Genomic DNA, 21860 nt, shown 5'->3' with positions numbered 1-21860 from the left:
CCGGATTTTGATCAGTGGTACATCTCTATTCGCAGACAGGTGTAGGAGCCTACAGCCGCTTTTAGGGTTCTTAAACTTTTTCGACAAAGGAAGCAACAATACTTTGGAAAATTGTTAAAATGTATTTAGTGGAATGGAGGAGACCAACCTGGGATTGCAGCTCAAGTACTTTACAACGGAGTGATCCGTGCGCCGATGACGCGGAAATCAGAAAAATAACCGTTGTATAGTCCCGCAAAATGCAATAATGGCAATCAAGGCCGATAAAGGGATTACAATCTTTTTGCGGAAATAATGCTTCTTGCTGAACCAGCGGGCAATTAAAAAGTAAGCTGAAAGCATAGCGGTGATTTGACCTAATTCCACACCAATGTTGAACATGATCAAGCAGGTAAAATAATGGTCTTTCGGTAAACCTAAATGGCTTAATGCGCCGGCAAAACCCATACCATGAACCAAACCAAACAGAAATACAATACCTATTCGCGATGTGCGGAGTTGGGAGAATAAATATTCTCCAGGGTTACGTATAAAATAGATAATGCGATAACCGGCTCCGCAATATTTAAAGAAGGCGTAATAACGTGATGCATGGCCAGCCCAAGCGTAATGGAATGCGCAATGGTAAAAGCCGTAGCCTGCCAGAGTATAGGTTTCAACTTTGGGCTCAGTAAAAACAAACTAAGTAAAAACAGAATATGGTCATAACCGTAACGTAAGGCACAATATGCAGGAAACCCTCGGCAAGATATGTAAGCGCTGCGCTTGATTTTAATAGCTGGGCTAATTCACCGTTTTTTAAATGTGCTGAGGCAGGTAACGTGCCAATGCCATCAGTCGCAATACCGTTAAAGCAGAGGGTGGTCAGTTCAATACTTACCGCGTTTTAGCAATGGTGAATTTGTTGGGTGAAAAAGCAAAAGCCAATAACCAATCCTAGTACGCCGCTTCTGAATACCGTTACAGTGATAGTTACTTTGACAGCACATAATTCATTCATCTTTGTTCCCCATAAGATTCTGTTGATCTAAAGGTAAACCAATCGCCGTAGGTGCTATAAACTTTATCGCTTTTCTGACAGCCAAATCGTAGAGGGAACTTTTCTGACTGATCCTCCTTTTCTTTGGTATGAAACGGGAGTTTATGGCAAAAAAAAGCGCCTAAATCATTGATTTAAGCGCTTTCGATGGGTTTTGACACCCTTTTGGCGGAATGGACGGGATTCGAACCCGCGACCCCATGCGTGACAGGCATGTATTCTAACCAGCTGAACTACCACTCCGTTTGGGTGTGCAAATATACGCACCATTTTGTATTACACAAGTCCTTTTTTCAAAAAAATTGGTTTTGTATGTTTTGCCTTACCGTTTATGGCTTCAAAATAGTATTTGATTATTTTTTGCATCTATATAAGGTGCTCTATATCAAAACAAAAAGAATCTGATTTACAATCGGGGCTACTTCTAAACCATCCAAAAAATATTTTTTCATTTTACTTCAAAGCTGAAATACTGGCTTCCGGTGTTGCCATTATCGTTTATCCCCTGTATTGAGCCCACATATCTACCTTTTTGATCGGATGTATAAAATGATACAAAGCCTTTGCCAGCTTGGCTCGTATAAACATCGGGCGACCAAAACAGCAGATTCCTAAAATCGGGTACCCGGCTTTTTTCCGCTTTTTCGGTGTCATAAACGGAAGTGTAAAACTCCCGCTTCAACTGCATTCCTTCATAATCAAGCACTACGGCATGAGGGTCCATTTCAACGCCGCCAAGATCACCTTTGTAGGTTGTAAAGCTAAATACACCTTCGTTTACAGATGGGCCATAAAAATAGCGATCTCTTATAACCTCAAGCTTTCTAACCTTTAACGGATCAATAGCCATTACTTTATCGATATTAAATACCGGCACATCGTCCAGTAAAACAAGGGGATCACCATCTAAAAATCCATTTTCATTTAAAACTTTTATATGATATCTGCCCCTGGAGCGTACAATATTGTCTTCTCTTACATATTCGCGCAATACCTCTTCCATAGTGGTAAAGCGGGTATAGTTATCTAAAAGGTATGTTTTGTAAGGCCGGGCATAAAAACCGGCACTATCAACCCCCGGATCATAAAAGCGTTTTATTTTATTCCCGGCATATACATTTTGTACCTGCATGGCCAGGCTATGTTCTTCCAATGCTTTTTTTATGTCCGGTGATAAGCCATACTTTGGCCAGTCATATTTGCTATACTGTTCAGAGAAAGGGCTTAAAACATCTATCCGGAACGTAGAATCCCTCTCGGAATTTGTTTGAGCTACAACTTCACCCGGGCCAAATAATTGTTTTGTATTGAATACCAACCTGCCTGATGAGTCGCTTTTTGAAACATATAACTGTACTCTTTTGCCCGGCACACTTAAATAAGTCACTACATCTTTTGCGGGGTTGCCTGTTATAGTACTTGTTATTTTGGCGGTTATAAGGTGGTCATTATACTCCGGTAAAAAAGTAAACGCCGGGCGGGTATTGTTTAATATATTGTTCCATTGAAACCTGCGCCAGCCTTGTGAAAGCATCAGGTTGTCTATAGCCGCGTCGGCTTCGCCATTGGTGTTTTTAAAATAATAACCGGGCGTTTCAATGTTTCCCCGAAGATCTGACCGCAGCCACAGGTAGCTAAATATATCATCCGTATCCAGGTGCTGTAATGAATCAATACGGTAAACAGACAGCGACAAGTTTGCCGGAATTGCAGCACCTGTTGTACTTTTTGCTTCTATATTAATACTTACTTTTTTACGTGTGGAGTATTGGGGTTGATCGGTAGTGGCGTTTATCAGCAGCTGTTGTTTTGGGCGCTTAAAATACAGCCTTTCACAAACGGGCTGTTTGGCATTGTTAAAAATGGTAATATGCGATACCCCATCGCCCAATTTACTTTTGTCAATGCTAAAACGGGCCGCTCCGGAATTAAGCGGGGCACTTTCTGCCACTTTCAGAAATTGCCTTGTATGTACAAAAAGGAATACCTCATTACCACCGGCGTTGCTATTTACAGTGACCTCTAAAGTAGATCCATTATCTTTTAATTGCATTACATACCCCCGGCTGTTAACCCCGGGCAATTCTTTAGTAACAGAAATACCCGAACTGGTTTTAATTATTCCCTTATATGTATTATTGGCAACGGGCGTAAACATAAAACTGCCTATACCAAATTTTAATGGCTGGAAGCGGCACACCGTATCATTATGCTGATTGATAACAGCTCCCCGGTATACAGCAAGACCGTCTCCCCTGGGTGTGGTAACTTTAAAAGCTACTTTACTGGCTATGCCGGCTACAAGGTTGCCTCCTTCCGGAAAAAATTGAACATCGTAAACAGCGGCAGTTTCCTTAGCCGGGGCATCAGGTGATTTTAGTGGGTTTACTATTGTGATGTTTTTTTCAAAATAATAATCGGGACTAAAGTTTTTCATCCAGTTGGTATAGGCCCTCAATTTGTAATTGCCATTGCTTACAGACACCGGGATATATAATGATCCGTTACCTGTGCCATTTTTTATGGCAATTTTAGCCTGTATAACAGCGTTGTGGCCATTATCTATCACATCAACGTAAACTACCTTGCTCAGATTAAAGAGCTTGTGGAAGGCAGCATCAACAGCGTAAATCTTAAACCAGATAATTTCCCCCGGCAGGTAGACACTTTTATCAGTATGTACAAAAACTTTTTCCTGTACTGTTGACTGCTGATATTGGGTAAAGCTGTTCCTTATCTCATCAATTGTCTGTGCAAAACAAGTTGCTTGCCAAAACAGCAGCCCCCCAATTGATAAAACTATAATTTTAGCAACTCTTTTAAGTTTTTTCATAGCCAAAGCCTGGTTTCTTAATATTTTAATGCGGGATGTATTATCATACGTCACCGTTGTTTTTTGTTAATGCCTGTATCATGGTTGCCAGAACGGCGGCGGCAGAGATTGTCCCCTTATTCTGCAATCGGCACATTCTAATGATGAATATATATATCCTATAATGTTATTCATTTGTACAATTGGCGAAATAGGAATAGCTCCACCTTCAATTATAATACTTTGAACCTCATGCTGCATGTTTTTGGGATTGAAAATCAAGGCGGTATCGGCAGAGCAACTATAAGGGTACACAGGATACCATTCTATAGGTAACTGGTTGTTATTAATATAGATCCTTTTTTGCTGCACATTGGTAATGCTAATATAACCTATAACCGGTTCTTTAGGATCGGTTACACAATGGATATTTCCTTGCAGCTGTGAGGGCTGTGCATCAAAAATACTACCCAGCTGCTCGGTATTTTTCCTGATATTTTCCCAAAATGCATACGCCTCCTTTGTTAAGGCGTATTGTTTTAATAAAATAGAATACCGTACAGATATTTTCTCGGCAGTAGATGGAATGGTTGTTATTGGTGCCTGGAATACTACATCAGATACCAACTTAGCAGTTGAACCAATCAGGATATTACTTGAAGCATCACCCGTAAAACAATAGTATGAATCTTCAGATTCCTTCCTGTTCCGGATTGCTTTAGTAGCCGGATCAACAATAAGACCAGATTGATACTTTGCATGAAACCTCCATGTTTCCTCATAGTCCCAGCGGTAATAACGGGTGTTGTTGGTGGCATCATGCGTGTTAACGTACAGATTTAGGTTATTGCCTTTAGGTACAAACCCAATACTATCAATAGCAGGCGTGTTTTTTACGGCGATATAATCAGATTCGTATACTTTCTGTGTGTTAGCTATATGCAGGCGGTATTTTTTTGATGGATCAAGATTTACTGCGCCGGTTGAAGAATATTTACCGTTATTTAATGGCGAAAACAGTTCTGTCACCGGGTTGCCGGCCTCATCCTGTATGGTAACGGTATAACCAACCTGCGGTGAGCTTTGTACACTCTCGCCTACGTTAACCGTTTGGCTAATGCTGATAACAGTAGGATCGCTGCCTGTATTTATTACGCCTTCCACAACAAGGTAATGATTAGGACTGCTAACAATAGTGGGGTTATATGGCTTCTTGCAGCCGGCAACAGCACCTATCATTATCAAATACCATATATATCTAAGCTTCATCATTTTCATAAAATTACTCCCCAAAGGGATAGGGCCTTTACTTATAATCGTCATTATTGCCAAAAATCGGGGATATTTACTGTTCCTTTTAATCTACAGTCGGTACATTCAACGGTCGATGCCTCATAAGCCACGATTTTCCCGGTAAAAGGGCTTATTATGGAGGCAATTGGAATAAGGCCTCCTTTAATAATAAAAAGGTCTACATCGTTTTCACCGTCATTATCTAAACGGTATGCATTTTTTTCACACCTACCATCATCAGGCACATACCATGTATTCGGAAAAAGGTTGTTATCAATAAAAATTCTCTTGGTTTGCACGGTTGATACACTCACATAACCAATAACCGTTTCGGTTGGGTTGGTAATACCATGAATATTTCCTTTTAATTGTGATGGCTGCGCATCGAAAATGCTGCCAAGCTGTTCGGTATTTTTCCTTATGTTTTCCCAAAACTCATAAGCTTCTTTTGTAAGGGCATATTGCTTTAATAGTATGCTATATTTTATAACCAGTTTTTCTGACGAAGGCGGAATCAGTATAATCGGATGATCAAATATTACATCCTGTGTTAGTTTTTCTGATGATGCCAAAACGATATTGCTCGATTTATCGCCCCTGTAACAATAATAAACCATCTCATCTTCTCGTCGCGGTACTATTTCGCCGTTCTTAACTACCAGGCCAGAATTATAGCGGGCATGAAATTTCCAGGCTTCTTCATAGGCCCATCGGTAATATCGCGTAACGTTGGCGGCGTCATGAGCATTTACATTAATCTGCAATCCTTTACCGGTTATTTTATAAGTAATGCTGTCGATAGGAGGGGTGGGCTTTACAGCAACATAATCAGATGCGTATTCATTGATGCCTGCTGTTTTAATATACAGCCGGTATTTTTTGGTTTTATCAAGATTCAGGGCAACGGCCACGTAGTGCCCGGCTTTAAATTCCTGCAATGGATAGTTTATACCGTCTTCACCTTCTACTGCTACCCGCGCATTTGTTTCAAAGGCCGATGAGACGTTATCTGCTATGTTTACCGTTTTGCTTAAAGTTATAATTGTTGAATCGGCACCGCTGTTTATAACGCCCTCAACCACAAGATAACTGTTGGGTGCCACTATTGCGGGCGGGTTATACGGCTTTCTGCAACTGGCAATCATACTGCCCAGTATTATAAAACACCATATGTATTTATTCTTTAGCATAATTATAATTCCCAAAAATCTGGTGCTTCAAGGTGTCCCCTTACCCTGCAGTCGGTACATTCAACGGTTGAGGCCTTATAACCTATTGGTGCCCCCATGTCATCTAATACAGTTTCCGTTGGTACTAAAGTTCCGTTGATAATATAAAGCAAAACCTCATCTTGGTGGGTATTGGGGTTTGCAAATAAATAAACCTTGTTTTCGCAACCCCCAATACCGGCATTCCATGTATCAGGTAAAACATTGTTTGAAATAAATATTCTTTTACTTTGCATGTTGGTTACGCTTACGTAACCAATAACAGGTTCGTTAATATTGGTGATATTATGAACATTGCCAATTAGTTGCGATGGCTGCGCATCGAATATACTGCCAAGCTGCTCGGTGTTTTTCCGAAGGTTTTGCCAAAACTCATATGCCTCTTTGGTTAGGGCATACTGCTTTAATCGTATACTGTATTTAATCACCAGTTTTTTTGAATTTGACGGTATTAATATAACAGGGTTTTGGAATATTACATCCTGCAACAATTTTTCTGATGACGCCAAAACTATATTGCTCGACCTATCGCCGGTATAGCAGTAATAATACATCTCATTAGCGGCTCTGGCGGTTATCTTCCCGTTTTTTACTATGAGGCCCGAATTTATTTCTGAATGAAACTTCCAGGCTTCCTCATAAGCCCATCGGTAATACCGTGTGCCATTGGTGGCATCATGTGTATTGGAATTGATCTGCAGGCCCTTGCTGGTTATTTTATAGGTTATGCTATCAATTGGGGGGGTAGGCTTTACTGGTACAAAGTCAGATGCATATTCATTGCCCCCTGTTTTTATATGCAGGCGGTATTTTTTTGTTTTGTCGAGGTTTAAGCCAACAGCCAGATAGCGTCCTTTAAATTTATTTAATGGATAGCTCGCTCCGTCGTTACTTTCTACTGCTACATCTGCGCCGGGGTCAATTAAAAGCGAGGTGCTATCTGCTATGTTTACCGTTTTGCTTAAAGTTATAATTGTTGAATCGGTACCACTGTCAATAACACCTTCAACTACCAGGTAGCTGTTGGGCGCTAATATAGGTTTGGGGGCATAAGGTTTACGGCAGGCCGCTGTTGCGGTAAGCAATGCTAAATAAACCATATAATTGACCCTTATACCCATACGCTTAAAACCTGATATTGTAATTAATAAACGGAATTGGTTTGGCAAATATGGATAGTTTATAGCCGCTTATTATACCGCTTTGCTCTGTGAAATAGGTTGAGTAGGCATTTGCCCTGCCGGTAAGGTTATAAACCCCTATGGTGAACGAATTATGGGTTAACTGGTGAACCTTATGGTTACCCTCGATGTTCATAGAAAAATCTGACCGGAAATAATCTGGTATGCGGTATAGGTTCCTGTCAGAATAATAAACACGCTCCGACCCGCCGTATACATACTTAGCTATCGGCAATGTTATAGGCCTGCCGGTACTATAGGTTACATTTAATGATACACTAAACCTGTGCGAAAACCGGTAATTACCTATAAAATTAAAATCATGCGGTTTATCAAAGTTTGCCGGATAGTATGTACCGCCATTAATCAATTCACCTTCATTAGGGTTGGTTTGCCTTAAGAATGTGCGCGAGTAAGTATAGCTTATCCAGCCGTTAGCTTTACCCGTGGTTTTCTTGAGTAAAAACTCAATGCCATATGCTTTGCCTTCGGTGGCCAGAACATCATTCTCAATATGATGGTTTAAAACCAGGTTGGCCCCGCTGCGGTAATCAAGGTAATCTCTCAGGCGTTTGTAGTACACCTCTACAGAAGTTTCAATGGTGTTTGATTTTAGGTTGTGGTATAATCCCAGCGATACCTGGTCGCCGTATTGCGGCTTAATGTTTGGATCGCTCAACTGCCATACATCTGTTGGCGCAATGGCGGTAGTATTGGATAATAAATGTATGTATTGCCTTAACGTATTGTAACCGCCTTTTAAAGATGTATTATCGCCTAATTGATAGCGTGCCGAAAGCCTGATCTCGGGGCCGGAATAAGTTTTTATAAATTTACCACTGGCGTAATTTGTACTATCTAACAAATTTGAACTTGTTTTAGGCAGGTTTGGCGCATAGTTATATACCGTTTGCGGCCCCAGGAAACTATATAAAGAATAGCGTACCCCGCCACTTACCGACAAATCTTCGGTAAAATCATATTTATCGCCAAGATATAATGCGCTCTCCAATGCGCGCTGGGTTGGAATTACATCCGGCGCCACCAATGATTTTGGATTATTGGGTTGGTAATTGCCGGGGTGTAGTTTATAAAAAATAGAGCTTAACCCGTAATTGACGGTGTTTTTGCGATAGAGGTAATAAGTAAAATCGGCTTTAAAATTGGTTTGATTAATATCAAAATTAAGTTTGTAAGCATTTACCGGGTTATCATAGCTGGCAATATTGTATTGGTACCTGTCGATACCTGCACCTATAACGCTAAACAGTTTATCGTTAAAGTTATGCTTCCATTTAATATTGGCGTTCCTGTTGCTGTAACCGTATGAAGTATCGCTGTTCAGTTTAAATTTATCCTTGCTTAGGTAGGTTGATACATAAATGTTGTTCTTATCATTTACCTGGTGGCTTATATCAAGGTTTAAATCATAAAATGAGGCCTGGCTGTGCTTGTATGCTTCTGGTAATAGTTTTAGCAGCCAATCGGAGTAAGTGGTACGGCCGCCAAATGAAAAGGAGGTTTTATCTTTAAAAATAGGACCCTCTACATTAAGCCGGCTGGTAATTAAACCAATCCCTGCCGATCCTGTAAACTTCTTTTTATTACCCTCGCGATTGGTAACATCCAGCACAGATGATAAACGCCCGCCAAATTTTTCGGGAATACTGCTTTTATAGAGCTCTATATCTTTTACAATATCAGGGTTAAATGACGAGAAAAAACCAAAGAAATGTGAGGGGTTATAAATGGTGGCATCATTCATCAAAATAAGGTTCTGATCTGCCGAACCGCCGCGTACGTTGAAGCCTGTAGTTGCTTCGCCCACCGACTGAACACCTGGCAGCGTTAATACCACCCTTAAAACGTCGGCTTCGCCAAAAACGGTTGGCACCTGTTTAATGCTCTTGATATCAAGGCGGTTTACACCTAATTGTACATTGCGCACATTGGCTACCTTCTCGGCCGATATCTTCACCTCTTTTAAGCTGGTTACCTGTTCCTTCATTTCAATGATCAGTTTCCCATCTGAGTAAAGCACAATCTGGCGGCGGGTGTCGCGCATGCCTAAGCCCCTGACGCTTAAAATTTGCCTTCCTTTTGGCAGCGCGAGCGTAAAATAACCAAACTGATCTGTGGCCACCCCCGTTTTGGTATTGGTAACGTAAATACTGGCACCTACTACGGCTTCGCCCGATTTGCTATCACGTACATAGCCCGATAGCGTGGCGTTCCCGCTGCCGATGGTATTTGTCTTGATCCCGATTTCATACAACTTATTTTCTGTAGTAGCTTCAGGAATTACCTTGTCTTTTGTATCGGCAAAATTTGTTGCTGGTATAGTAATGTTATTTTTTATGGTTTCAGGTGCGGCCTTAATGCCAAAGAAACCGGCGGCAAGCGAGGGTTGTATCTCGCGCCCTCTTGTAAGAAACACATCGCCATCGGTAGTAATTGCATAATGAAAATCAGTGTTTTTAAAAGCAGTATCAAGCACTGTTTCCACAGGTTTATTATCTAACTGCAAAGTTACCTTTAAGCTATCAAACATTGTTGGCTCGTAGTAAAAATGGTAGCCGGTTTTTGCCTCAAGCACGGTAACAAACGGTTCAATAGTAACCTGTTGAAAGTTTACGCTTATTAACCGCACCGTTGCTTGCTGGCAATACCCCGCTTTTAGCATAATCAAAAAGCAAAAACTTAAAAAGTAAATTTTTTTCATCGGTATATTTTAATTTTCACATTATACTATACCTGTTAAGGTTTTATACATGGGAAACCTGGTCATAAAAGCAATTACAGTATGCTGATTACACTTTGTTTACAGGAGCGCTTTATTTTGATAATTGATCGTACTCGGCAGCTATCATACGCATAGCCTTTTCAGGATCATCCTTAAACTTAATTTTATTAGCCCTAATATATTGCTGCAGTTCTTTTTTCTTATCCTTTAATACTTTCAGTAAAGCGCTTTGCCCACCTATCCTGTAGTAGTTATTATTTTTTTTAAGGAAAAAATCCCTGGAGGCCGCGGTAAAAAAGGTCTCGAGCGTTGTTTGCGTAGAAGTACTTTGAATACTTTTTGACCATTTAACTAAAGCCTGCACATTCCCGCCGTATAGTTCATCATAAAATCCGGTATTTATTGATGCCGCAGTATTCGTTGAATCGGCGGCCAGGTATACAAAACGATGTTCAAGCAGATCGAAACGCTGCACCCTTGATTTCAATAAGCTGTATTTAGAAAATCCGTTGTATAACAAAACAACAACATCATCTTTGTTAATATCATACATCATGGGTACGTTTGAGTAAAATATACCATCGTAGGTAACTGTGCCCTGCCTGAATGCATCTATATCTAAAAAAAAGGCATTGCCTTTTATCAAAGGGTTGTAAGGCTGGTATTCGGGGCCATTATACAGGCGAGACATTTGGCCTATGGAGGAGTTATAAACATCAACTACATGGCCTATGGCATTTTTTTGCATAAGGCTATCGTCAGTTACCATTTGGCCACGGGCACGGTCACTTAAAAAAATACAAGCGATAAAAAAGCACAGGAGTGGTTTGCTTATCATTTAGGTTTTATAAAAAGGAAATGTACATTACTTTTAATTAATAATCAAACCAGCGGTTTAAAAAGGCCTGCTTATACCAATAATGTATTGATTATGTTACAATTGGATGTGCCAGGTAAATATTACGCAGGAATATTCATCTCGACGAAATAGCCCGCAGGTTGTACCCGATAGGACGTTTCAGGTTTCTTTATCAAATAATAATAATAATAACGCTTTGCCAAACCTTCGTTCATAGCGGTAGTTGCAATCGGGCTTGTGCTGGTTTAGCATACGGTAGTTTTGGGTTAGTAAGATCAAAGTTTTTTTGGTTGGCCAAAAGTATGCACCAATATTTATGGACACAAATAATAATATGGAACGTTTGTTAAACAATAGGGAGCCATTTGTTAAAAAAGCGAGGTATTTGGGCTTTACGTTCCCCGGCGGGCACATTCGGGCGCGACCGTCTCATCTACTTCCTGTTCGACGGGCCAAAGGTTGCCCGCGCCGATTCTTCCTGGTTCGCCGTGACCCTCGATACTATTGCCCTGGGTTAACGCTTCCCGCCGCCAAAAATCATTCGGATTTTATTCTTTGATTGAACCCATGCCGGGCGCACAAATAAAAAAGGGCCAATCTTCAACAGATCGGCCCTTTGTATTTGTGAGTAAGTATGTATTATAGCTTACGCTTAACTTCTACATTTTCATAAGCTTCAACAATGTCGCCTACTTCAATATTATTAAAGTTTTGGATATTTAAACCGCACTCGTAACCGGTTAATACTTCTTTCACATCATCTTTAAAGCGTTTCAGTGAAGCAAGCTCGCCGGTGTAAATTACTACACCATCACGTACTATGCGGATTTTGCTGTTACGGTTAATTTTACCGTCGAGCACCATACAACCTGCAATGGTACCCACCTTGCTGATCTTGAAGGTTTCGCGGATCTCAACATTAGCAACAATCTTCTCTTCAAAGGTTGGTGCAAGCATACCTTCCATCGCGGCTTTTATCTCATTGATAGCATCATAGATGATAGAGTAAAGCCTGATATCAATCTGCTCGGCCTCGGCCAGTTTACGGGCACTTCCTGACGGACGAACCTGGAAACCGATGATGATGGCATCAGATGCAGAAGCCAGCAATACGTCTGATTCGGAGATCTGACCTACTGCTTTTGATATGATATTAACCTGTATCTGCTCGGTAGATAGTTTCAGCAATGAATCTGACAACGCTTCAATTGATCCATCCACGTCACCCTTAACAATAATGTTAAGTTCCTTAAAGTTACCAACTGCCAAACGACGGCCGATTTCATCAAGCGTAATATGTTTCTGTGTACGTAAACCTTGTTCGCGTTGTAATTGCAGGCGTTTGTTGGCAATTTCACGTGCTTCCACTTCGCTTTCCAATACGTTGAACTTATCACCGGCTGTTGGCGCGCCCTGCATACCCAACACCTGTACAGGTGTTGACGGCCCTGCAGATTCAACCCTTTGGCCACGCTCGTTGGTTAACGCCTTAACACGGCCACTGTAGCAGCCTGCTAAAATCGGGTCACCTACTTTTAAACGTCCTGATTGTACCAGGATAGTGGTAACAATACCGCGGCCTTTATCCAAAGCGGCTTCAATAACTGTACCTACGGCACGTTTATTAGGATTGGCTTTAAGCTCTAATATTTCGGCCTCCAGTAATACTTTCTCTAATAGCAGTTCGACATTTAAACCGGTTTTAGCCGATATTTCCTGCGACTGGTATTTACCACCCCACTCTTCAACCAAAATGTTCATAGCCGATAGTTGCTCACGGATCTTATCCGCATTGGCACCCGGCCTGTCAATTTTATTGAAAGCGAAGATAATTGGTGCACCTGCAGCCTGCGCGTGGTTTATGGCCTCGCGGGTTTGCGGCATCACGCTATCATCAGCGGCAATTACTATAATTACAATATCTGTAACCTGTGCACCCCTTGCACGCATGGCGGTAAACGCCTCGTGACCCGGAGTATCCAGGAATGTTATTTTTCCTTTATTATCGGGCAATGTTACTTCATAGGCGCCAATGTGCTGGGTAATACCCCCTGCTTCGCCGCCTATAACGTTTGTTTTACGGATAAAATCAAGCAATGATGTTTTACCATGATCCACGTGACCCATAATGGTAACAATAGGTGCACGCGCAACGAGGTCGGCCGGATCATCAATCTGATCAAGGTTGGCCTCTTCATCCTGTGGTTTCACAAACTCAACCTGGTAGCCAAATTCATCGGCCACAATAGTTAAAGTTTCTGCATCAAGCCTTTGGTTGATAGATACGAACATACCCAGGCTCATACATGTTGAAATAATCTGGGTTACAGATACATCCATCATGCTGGCCAGCTCATTCGCTGTAACAAACTCGGTAACCTTTAGTACTTTTGATTGCAGTTCCTGCTCCATTGCCAGTTCTTCGGCAGTAGCGGCAACATCATCACGTTTTTGACGACGGAACTTAGCCCGTTGTGCAAATTTCCCTGATTTTCCGGCACCACTTAAACGGGCAAGTGTTGCTTTAATCTGGTCTTGTATATCTTTTTCAGATGGTTCCTCCTTAGGGCCTGTGTTTTGAGGGGCATTACGGCTGTTCCTGAAATCGGGACGATTACCGCCACCCTGGCTTGGTCCACCATTTCCCGGGGCGCCATTAGTTCTGTTCCTAAAATCCGGACGGTTTGGATTAATGGTTCCACCACCAGATGGTGTATGTGGAGGATGGCTACCGCCTCCGCCGCCTTGCTGGCCATGCGGATGATTGCCGCCACCGCCACCTTGCTGCGGATTTCCCTGGCTATCTTTACGTTTTCTTTTGCGTTTATGATCAGCTGCGCTGTTGGCGTTTGATGATGATGCTATAGGATTACGTTTTGGCGCGTTAACGGGCAACTGTATTTTACCAATAATGTTAGGACCGGTAAGTCTTTCGGCCTTGGCTCTTATAACTTCATCATCAGATTCAGCTGCGGGAGTTTCGGCAGGTTTTTCGGCAACCGGAGCCTGTATAACAGGGGCTTGTTCAACCAGCACAACCGGAGCTTGCTCAGCCACAACTTTTGGCTCTTCGGCTTTTGGCGTTTCGGGAACAACCGGTTTGGGTGCTTCTGCTTTAGGAGCTTCTGGTACTATCTCTTTTGGTGTCTCAACTTTTGGTTCCGGTTCCGGTTTTGGTTCCGGAACTACTACTGCTTCCGGCTTTGGCGCCTCTGCTTTAGGCTCAACAACTGCTGGTTTTTCGGCAACGGGTTGTGGTCTCGCATTTAAGTTATTAAGGTCAATTTTACCAACTACCTTAACACCAGGCAATACATCGCCGCGATCCTCGACTTTCTCGGGAGCAACAGGTTCAGCCGGTTTTGGTTTTTCTGCCTGGGGTGAAGTATACTGACCAGTATTTTTGATCAGGATCTCTTCGTTCTCAAAATCCCTTGAACGGCGGTTTTCCACAGGCTTTTCAGGAAACGGCGCAAGATCTTCTTTCCGTATCTTTCCGATACTGATCTGCTTGGCTTCCTCTTTGATGCTTTTATCAACAGCAAACTCCTTCAACAATGCGTTGTACATGTCGCCATTTAGCTGGGCCATCGGTTGCTTGTCAACCTTATAACCTTTCGTAGCCAAAAAATCGACAATGGTACCCATACCAATGTTGAGTTCTTTTACTGCCTTAATTAATTTTATTGATTTGTCTTCTGACATTTATTATATTTTCTCTGCTAATTATCGCAAAAATACGATTTTAATTTTGGTTATTATGCTTATTCAAACTCAGCATTCAATATTGATAGCACTTCTTTTACCGTTTCCTCTTCCAGATCGGTACGTTTTACCAATTCGCCAACAGTTAAAGCCAATACCGATTTTGCTGTATCTAAACCAATTCGTTTAAATTCATCAATTATCCAGCTATCAATTTCATCTGTGAATTCTTCGATATCCACATCCTCGTCATGCTCATCTGCCTCGCGGTAAACATCTATCTCATAGCCTGTTAACTTGCCGGCAAGTTTAATGTTATGCCCGCCGCGACCGATCGCTAAAGATACCTGGTCGGGTTTTAAGTATACAGCCGCTGTTTTTTTCTCATCATCTAATTTAATAGATGTGATTTTGGCAGGCGACAATGCACGCTGAATATAGAGCTGAATATTGTTGGTGAAGTTAATCACGTCGATATTCTCATTTTTTAATTCCCGAACGATGCCGTGTATACGTGAACCTTTCATACCCACGCAGGCACCAACCGGATCTATACGGTCATCATATGATTCAACCGCTACCTTGGCTCTTTCGCCCGGCTCACGCACAATTTTTTTAATGGTGATCAGTCCGTCGAAAATTTCGGGTACTTCAAGCTCAAACAATCGCTGTAAAAACTCAGGTGCGGTACGCGAAATAATGATCTTAGGGTTGCTGTTCAGCATATCTACCTTATAAACAACAGCTTTTACACTATCGCCTTTTTTAAAGTAGTCGGCCGGGATCTGCTCCGTTTTTGGAAGCAGCAATTCGTTACCTTCATCATCAAGCACCAGGGTTTCTTTTTTCCAAACCTGGTAAACCTCTCCGGTAACAATTTCGCCAACGCGATCTTTGTATTTTTTAAAGATCTCGTCTTTTTCCAGTTCTAAAATTTTTGAAACCAGTGTTTGGCGTGCCGCTAAAATAGCACGGCGGCCAAAGCTTTCCAGGGTGATCTGCTCAATTTGCTCGTCGCCCACTTCCAGGTCCGCATCAAACAATTTTGCTTCTGCCAGTTCAACTTCCAGGTCATCATCTTCACTAAACCCATCTTCCATAACCTTACGGGTTCGCCAGATCTCTAAGTCACCATTATCGGTGTTAACAATTACGTCGCAATTTTCATCGGTGCCGTATTTTTTCCTGATCATGCTTCTGAAAACGTCTTCCAAAACGCTCATCATGGTTGGGCGGTCAATGTTCTTGAAATCTTTAAATTCCTGAAAAGAATCAATTAAATTAATATTGCTCATTTTCTACTTGAATGATATTAAAACTTTTGTTTCTGTTATTTGATTAATAGGGATAACGCTTTCAACAGTTTCGGCCTTTTTCCCTTTTTCTTTTATTTTTTCTTCAATTATAATGGCATCCTCGGTTAATGCCGATAAAATACCTTCACGTTTAGTGCCATCGGCCATCTTAATGCCTAAAGTACGCCCCATGTTTTTGGCATATTGCCTTGGCGATGATAGTGGAAAATCAATCCCCGGCGATGATACTTCAAGGTTATAAGCGGTTTCTATCACGTTCTCTTCCTCTAAATGGAAGCCCACATGCCTGCTTACTGCCACACAATCATCAATCCCTACACCATTATCGCCATCCAACAAAACGATGAGCTTTCCGTTCGAATGCATTTTAACATCCACTAAAAACAAATTCGGCTTATCGGCTATCTTTTCTTCTACGAGTTCCCGTACTCTTTTTTCAATGTTCATTACCCGCCTTTTTGATTGATAATTTTTAATTGATAAAATAAAAGAGGGGGCTATAATTGCCCCCTCTTTTATTCATTGAGTGCAAATATAATCAAAATTATTAATTTTTCAAGCACATAGGATAGTTTATTGCTTAAAAATCAAATCTGTATAGTGTAAATTCCCCAGTTTGTTGTGTCCCATGATATAATCTGAGGCACTGTTAGTGGCATCAAATTTATAGTAGCGCACAAAATAGGTTTGTTGTGCCGCAAATGGTGTGTCCGGCGTAAACATAACCGCGCTGTCTTTTACCAAATACTTACCCGGCTGAACCGGTTGATAGTTTTTCATATCGGTATCTGCGGGCATTTTATAAACGGGCACGAGGCTTTGCCAGTTACCACCCAATGAATCACGGTTTATATCCTGCATTATGGCATAGTCAATACCGGTTATTTTGATGGAATGTTTATCGGGGGTGAGGTGTATATTAATCTGGTTAGTTTTGGGTTGAGAAGAAGAGCAGCCGGTAGCCAAGAACGCCATCGTTATATAAACTATTTTTAAACTATATGAAACTATCCTGTATCTATCGGATTCCTCCGCCCTGGAGTTTTCTTTTTTTACCCGCTCATTAATTAAGCCCGTTGTCATTTCGAACGAACCCGCAGGGGGATTGCACGCTGGGGTGAGGAGGAATCTTATACGCCCTGCTTTCCAACAAGCTAATCGTGATGCGGGGCGTATAAGATTTCTCCTTCGCCCCCGCTCTCTGTCCCCCGCCGCTCTATCGAAATGACAATCTACGTTTATAGACTTACGAAGTTTTAAAAACTTCGTAAGTCTGGAGTTTCGCCCCTTGTCCTGTTTGTCTCTCATCATCTCTTCAGCGTTTGCTCAAACAACTTAAAAATCCGCTTGTACTCATCCGTCCAGCTGCTGGCTTGTTCAAAGCCGTGATCTTCTACCGGGTATGAAGCCAGTTCCCAGTTTTCTTTATGCAGCTCTATGAGTTTTTGGCTCAGGCGGATGATATCCTGGTAGTTCACATTCTGATCTATCATACCGTGCAGCATTAGCAAATTGCCCTTTAATCCATTGGCAAAATATATGGGGGAGCTTTTACGGTAAGCCGTTTCATCTGTAAATGGTTCATTTAAAATGTTGGATGTGTATTCGTGGTTATAATGCGCCCAATCGGTAACGGAACGGATAGCTCCACCCGCGGCGAAAACGTCGGGCTCGGTAAACATACCCATCAGGGTAATAAAACCACCGTACGATCCGCCGTACAAACCAACATGCTTAGGATTTACACCGTATTTATCAACCAGGTATTTTACACCATCAACCTGGTCTGTTAAATCTTTACCGCCCATATGGCGATAGATGCCGGTACGCCAGTCGCGCCCATAGCCGGCGCTTGCCGTATAATCAATATCAATCACGGCATAACCATTATCGGCCAGCATATTGTTGAACATAAACTCGCGGAAATAATAGCTCCAGGAATAAGTTACTTCCTGCAAATAACCTGCACCATGCACAAATACAACAGCAGGTTTGGCCGGATTGGCTTTTTTGGGCAGGTAAAGCCGTGCATAAACATCGCTGCCATAGCGGTTTTTGAAGGTGATGACCTCCGGATCCCGCCATGGGTACGACTTATATTCGGCACTTACCGAATTAGTTACCTGCACAGCTTTTGCACCCGGCTTATTAGCCTGCACATACAGATCCCATGGCTTATTGGAGTACGAATAACGGATAGCCAGCCATTTTTCATCGGGCGATAGTGTTACATCATTACCGCCTTTCATGCCGGTTATTTTAGTGGGAGTGCCGCCACTAACCGGGATGCTGTAAAAGCTGGTTGCACCGGGATGATCAATATTGGCCGTAAAATAAAACTTCTTTTTATCGTTGGCCAATTGCAGGGTTTGTACCTCCCATTTGCCGCTGGTTAGTTGCTTTTTGGCAGCTGTGTTTACATCAACTATATATAGGTGTGAGTAGCCGCTGGCTTCACTCTGGAAATAAAAGTGATTATTGTCAATAAACCCTGCATTACCCGTTGCTGAGTCGTCTATACCGGGCCCGCCAATCCACGCTTCATCCCGCTGGCGGTCTAACAGGGTTAGTTTGCCGGTTAAAGGGGCAAGGCGCATGATCCAGCGGTCTTTATTATCCAGGGCAGAGATGATCACAACCGCATTTGCGTTGTTATCACTCCAAAAAGGGCCTTCTATGGTTACCTGCCTGTCGGCATTTTGCTTTTTAAGTTCCTCAAGCTCTTTGGGGTAATCCTTTACATAATCGGGCAGGTCTTTTATACCGGGGATATCATTGGTAATAATGCGGTATACCGTATCGCGTTGCTTGTCGAAAATATAGGTTTCGGAAGTTGATGATGGCCGCCCTACTTTGGAGCGGTTGGGAATATCCTCTGTAAAACCCGATTCGGTTACATAGTTAGGAACTATCGCGTTTTTAACATCCTCTGCGGGTTTGGTTAGCCTATAGGTTACAAACCGTTCATCCGGGCTGGCCTTAACCCTGCCAACTCTTTTATCGCCAAAAACCAATTCCTTTAATTGTTTAGGCTCCATGGCAGCATTCTCTACAGAATCATATTTTTCTTGTTTTTTCTCGATTTTTATAATATCAAACAATTCAAATTGTTGTTTTTTAAGCCATTTTTCCTGTTCGTTGACCTCATCCTTGCTTTTTTTACCTTTTACTTTTACAAAGTTGGTTAACTGTTCCAGCCCGGTACCGTTAAGTTTTAAGGCAAACAGGTTGTTGCTTTGCGAAAATATTACCCGGCTTTCATTGCCATTAAAAACCGGCGAGCTCTCACGCTGTTCGGTGTGGGTGAGCTGTGTTGTTTTGCCCGATTTAAGATCTTCCAAAAACAGGTCGCCATTTTTTTCAAAAACCTTTTGGGTATGTGTTTTATTCCAGCTACCATTACCGGGTAAGCTGCGCCGATTGGCAATACTCACTTTTTGTGGCGTAATGTTAGCAGGAGTACTGGCAAATAGCCCTTCAGTGCTTGCTTTATCAGGGTTCCAGGTAAAAAGAACCTTTTTGCTGTCATCGCTCCAGTGGATATTTGAGGGCGATACACCAATCCATTTTGGGTCGCGCATGATCTTTTCTATAGTAAGCGTATCAAGCTTTTGGGCAATTGCAGCTGTAGTGTTTGCGATTAATAACAGCGTAAATATTTTTTTCATTGTCGGTCTTTATCCAGCGTAATAATTACGCGAATGCAATTTAACAGTTTAGGTTTGGTTTGCTAATTTTAACCATCTTATTGTTACAAAATGGAACTACACGGCCAGGGTTTTACATTACGGCAGTTACGCGAAGGAGATGCGGCATCACTGCAAAAACATGCAGATAATACCAATATCAGCGATTTTTTATTTGATCGGTTTCCATCGCCTTATACTGTAGATGATGCTATCGCTTTCATCAAATTAAAAATGACCGAAGAGCCTCAAACTCATTTTGCTATTGCTGTTGACGATCAGGTTGTTGGTGTGATCGGGATTGATTTCAGGGAAGATATTTACAGCAAAGCGCCATTGATGGGGTACTGGATTGGCGAAGCGTATTGGGGCAGGGGTATTATGCCCCAGGTATTAAAACTGGTAGTTGATTACGGTTTTAACAATTTAGATATTGTGAGGATGCAGGCCGGGGTGCTTGGCAATAATCCCAAATCAATGCGGGTACTGGAAAAAGCCGGATTTGTTAAAGAAGGAATTTTGAGGAATGCTATTTTTAAGAAAGGCGTTGTTTTGGATGAGCATGTATATGGCATAGTAAAGGGCTAAACCAGTGACAAAACAAAGCTTCTGGCTGTTTATTGCAAAGCCTAAAACAACCTTAATTTACCAATCGCCCGGCCATGTCCACCGTTCGTGCAAATGGGTTTAAAAATTTATTTACTAATACGGCAAATTCACGCCTGGTTACGGGGCGGTTCATGTCAAAATCAGCGGTGAATTTATATTGCGTTTTCCAGGTTTTGGCCGTACTTGTCTGCAATGTTTTAGGATCTGCAAGGGTTATCTCGCTGATAAGCGATAACAGGTTACCCACTGTAAACCTTGTGGCAGGTTTCTCCCTGTTAAACCATAAAAAAGTACGTGAATAAATCTCATTCAAAACAGGCTCAATTTCGGCAGTATTAACAGCCGAATCGGGCACGAAAAACATTCTTGTGCTGTTGCTGTTTTGCACTCCCTTTAACAAGCCCGTAGCCCCAACCTGTTGAACAGACCTGAAATACGGATCGTCTTGTTTGATATCGGCAAAAGGCATTAGGTATGCTTTAAAATCCAGTAGCTCGCCCTGTATAGCCCGCACATTTAATTTGCGGGTGGTAGTTTTGAAAAATGCGCAAAAGGCTGCAGTTGCACCGGCACCCTGGCCTATTGTAAGGTAGTTGGGCAGGTATTGTATATTATCTTCGGGAATAAGCTTGGCGGTTATCAATAAATTGTCGGCGCTTTTTGCCACTATCGCGCTAAGCGGGATGCAGTAAGCCGGCAACTGAGGATAATTGTTTTTGGAAAGCATGGTATCGCCGCGCGCTCCCCCGAAATCATTACCGGCCGCAATGCTGGTACGGTATGTTGTTGCCTCAAAATTGCCGGCAACGGGCTCAAAAACTTTAAAGTCTGGATTGAATTTCTGAGTGGCTATTCCATCTTTACTGGCATCAACGATCACTTTGGCTTTTATTAGCTGCGATGCGCCATCCTGGCTGATGGTTACCTGCCAGGCATCGCCATCTTTCTTAATGACTGTAACAGGTGCATTTAGTTTTATGCTGAGGTTTTTTACGGTGTCGGCTATTTTTTTAAGGATAGCAGCCCCGGTATAGGGTTCAAAGCGGAGGGGGGCGCTATAGGTGGTATCGTATCCGGGTGTTGCTTTATAAAACGCCATTACCCTTTTACGAAATTCGCCCCAGATACCTGAGTGCAGATCCTGGCCGACGGCAATCGTTATCATAGTTTGGGAAACCATGGACGGGCATAATTGCGGCCCCTGCTCAATAAGCAGGGTTTTTATTTTGCTTCGCGCTCCCTGAATTGCTGCCGCGGTACCGCCGGGGCCGCCCCCAATTACCAAAATGTCGGTTTTAATGGTTTGAGCGTATGTAAATGAACATTTTAATAGTAACAGTACTAAAAGCAGCTTTTTTATCATCGGTATAAATAACACGTACAGAACG

The 21860-nt window shown here is 42.1% G+C and carries 15 protein-coding genes and 1 tRNA gene; 1 reads left to right on the top strand and 15 read right to left on the bottom strand.

What is annotated here, in order from left to right; translation table 11 throughout:
• Positions 1-207: 207 nt before the first annotated feature.
• The 14 genes from AC1DO4_RS16260 to AC1DO4_RS16195 form a co-directional block, all read right to left on the bottom strand.
• The gene (locus tag AC1DO4_RS16260) at positions 208-447 is read right to left on the bottom strand and encodes a HupE/UreJ family protein (RefSeq protein WP_477417627.1); all 240 of its coding nucleotides are present in this window, start codon (positions 445-447) and stop codon (positions 208-210) included.
• A gap of 32 nt (positions 448-479) precedes the next feature.
• Positions 480-752 carry a HupE/UreJ family protein gene (locus AC1DO4_RS16255; RefSeq protein WP_477417643.1) on the bottom strand — a complete coding sequence of 91 codons (273 nt, stop codon included), beginning with the start codon at positions 750-752 and terminating at the stop codon, positions 480-482.
• Between the two features lie 453 nt (positions 753-1205).
• Positions 1206-1282 (bottom strand) — tRNA-Asp (locus AC1DO4_RS16250).
• A gap of 205 nt (positions 1283-1487) precedes the next feature.
• The gene (locus AC1DO4_RS16245) at positions 1488-3872 is read right to left on the bottom strand and encodes a hypothetical protein (protein WP_477417625.1); all 2385 of its coding nucleotides are present in this window, start codon (positions 3870-3872) and stop codon (positions 1488-1490) included.
• A 78-nt stretch (positions 3873-3950) separates the two neighbouring features.
• Complete coding sequence (locus AC1DO4_RS16240) at positions 3951-5123, bottom strand: DUF4249 domain-containing protein (protein ID WP_477417623.1); 1173 nt, start codon at positions 5121-5123, stop codon at positions 3951-3953.
• A gap of 50 nt (positions 5124-5173) precedes the next feature.
• Positions 5174-6334 (bottom strand): DUF4249 domain-containing protein, encoded by a 1161-nt coding sequence (locus AC1DO4_RS16235; RefSeq protein ID WP_477417620.1) that lies wholly within the window; start codon positions 6332-6334, stop codon positions 5174-5176.
• A 2-nt stretch (positions 6335-6336) separates the two neighbouring features.
• The gene (locus AC1DO4_RS16230) at positions 6337-7494 is read right to left on the bottom strand and encodes a DUF4249 domain-containing protein (RefSeq protein WP_477417618.1); all 1158 of its coding nucleotides are present in this window, start codon (positions 7492-7494) and stop codon (positions 6337-6339) included.
• A gap of 4 nt (positions 7495-7498) precedes the next feature.
• On the bottom strand, positions 7499-10276 hold the full coding sequence (locus AC1DO4_RS16225) for a carboxypeptidase-like regulatory domain-containing protein (protein WP_477417616.1): 2778 nt from the start codon (positions 10274-10276) through the stop codon (positions 7499-7501).
• Positions 10277-10388: 112 nt separating this feature from the next.
• A complete protein-coding gene (locus AC1DO4_RS16220; RefSeq protein WP_477417614.1) occupies positions 10389-11135 on the bottom strand; it encodes a hypothetical protein in 747 nt (248 codons plus the stop codon).
• A gap of 660 nt (positions 11136-11795) precedes the next feature.
• Positions 11796-14861, bottom strand: coding sequence for a translation initiation factor IF-2 (gene infB / locus AC1DO4_RS16215; RefSeq protein ID WP_477417612.1), 3066 nt, complete (start codon positions 14859-14861; stop codon positions 11796-11798).
• A gap of 59 nt (positions 14862-14920) precedes the next feature.
• Positions 14921-16156 (bottom strand): transcription termination factor NusA, encoded by a 1236-nt coding sequence (gene nusA, locus AC1DO4_RS16210; protein ID WP_477417610.1) that lies wholly within the window; start codon positions 16154-16156, stop codon positions 14921-14923.
• Positions 16157-16159: 3 nt separating this feature from the next.
• Entirely contained in the window at positions 16160-16624 is a 465-nt protein-coding gene (gene rimP, locus AC1DO4_RS16205; RefSeq protein WP_477417608.1) for a ribosome assembly cofactor RimP, read from the bottom strand.
• A 126-nt stretch (positions 16625-16750) separates the two neighbouring features.
• The gene (locus AC1DO4_RS16200) at positions 16751-17260 is read right to left on the bottom strand and encodes a hypothetical protein (protein WP_477417606.1); all 510 of its coding nucleotides are present in this window, start codon (positions 17258-17260) and stop codon (positions 16751-16753) included.
• A gap of 224 nt (positions 17261-17484) precedes the next feature.
• The gene (locus tag AC1DO4_RS16195; protein WP_477417604.1) at positions 17485-19845 is read right to left on the bottom strand and encodes a S9 family peptidase; all 2361 of its coding nucleotides are present in this window, start codon (positions 19843-19845) and stop codon (positions 17485-17487) included.
• A 90-nt stretch (positions 19846-19935) separates the two neighbouring features.
• On the opposite strand from AC1DO4_RS16195, the gene AC1DO4_RS16190 reads away from it, so the two are divergent.
• Positions 19936-20451, top strand: coding sequence for a GNAT family N-acetyltransferase (locus tag AC1DO4_RS16190; protein ID WP_477417602.1), 516 nt, complete (start codon positions 19936-19938; stop codon positions 20449-20451).
• A 52-nt stretch (positions 20452-20503) separates the two neighbouring features.
• Here the strand turns inward: AC1DO4_RS16190 and AC1DO4_RS16185 are convergent, their stop codons facing one another.
• Positions 20504-21835: an FAD-dependent oxidoreductase gene (locus AC1DO4_RS16185; RefSeq protein WP_477417600.1), complete on the bottom strand. Its 1332-nt coding sequence runs from the start codon at positions 21833-21835 to the stop codon at positions 20504-20506.
• Positions 21836-21860: the final 25 nt, after the last annotated feature.

The organism is Mucilaginibacter sp. P5_A6, from assembly GCF_056400585.1.
This window is presented reverse-complemented; position numbering and strand designations above follow the sequence as displayed.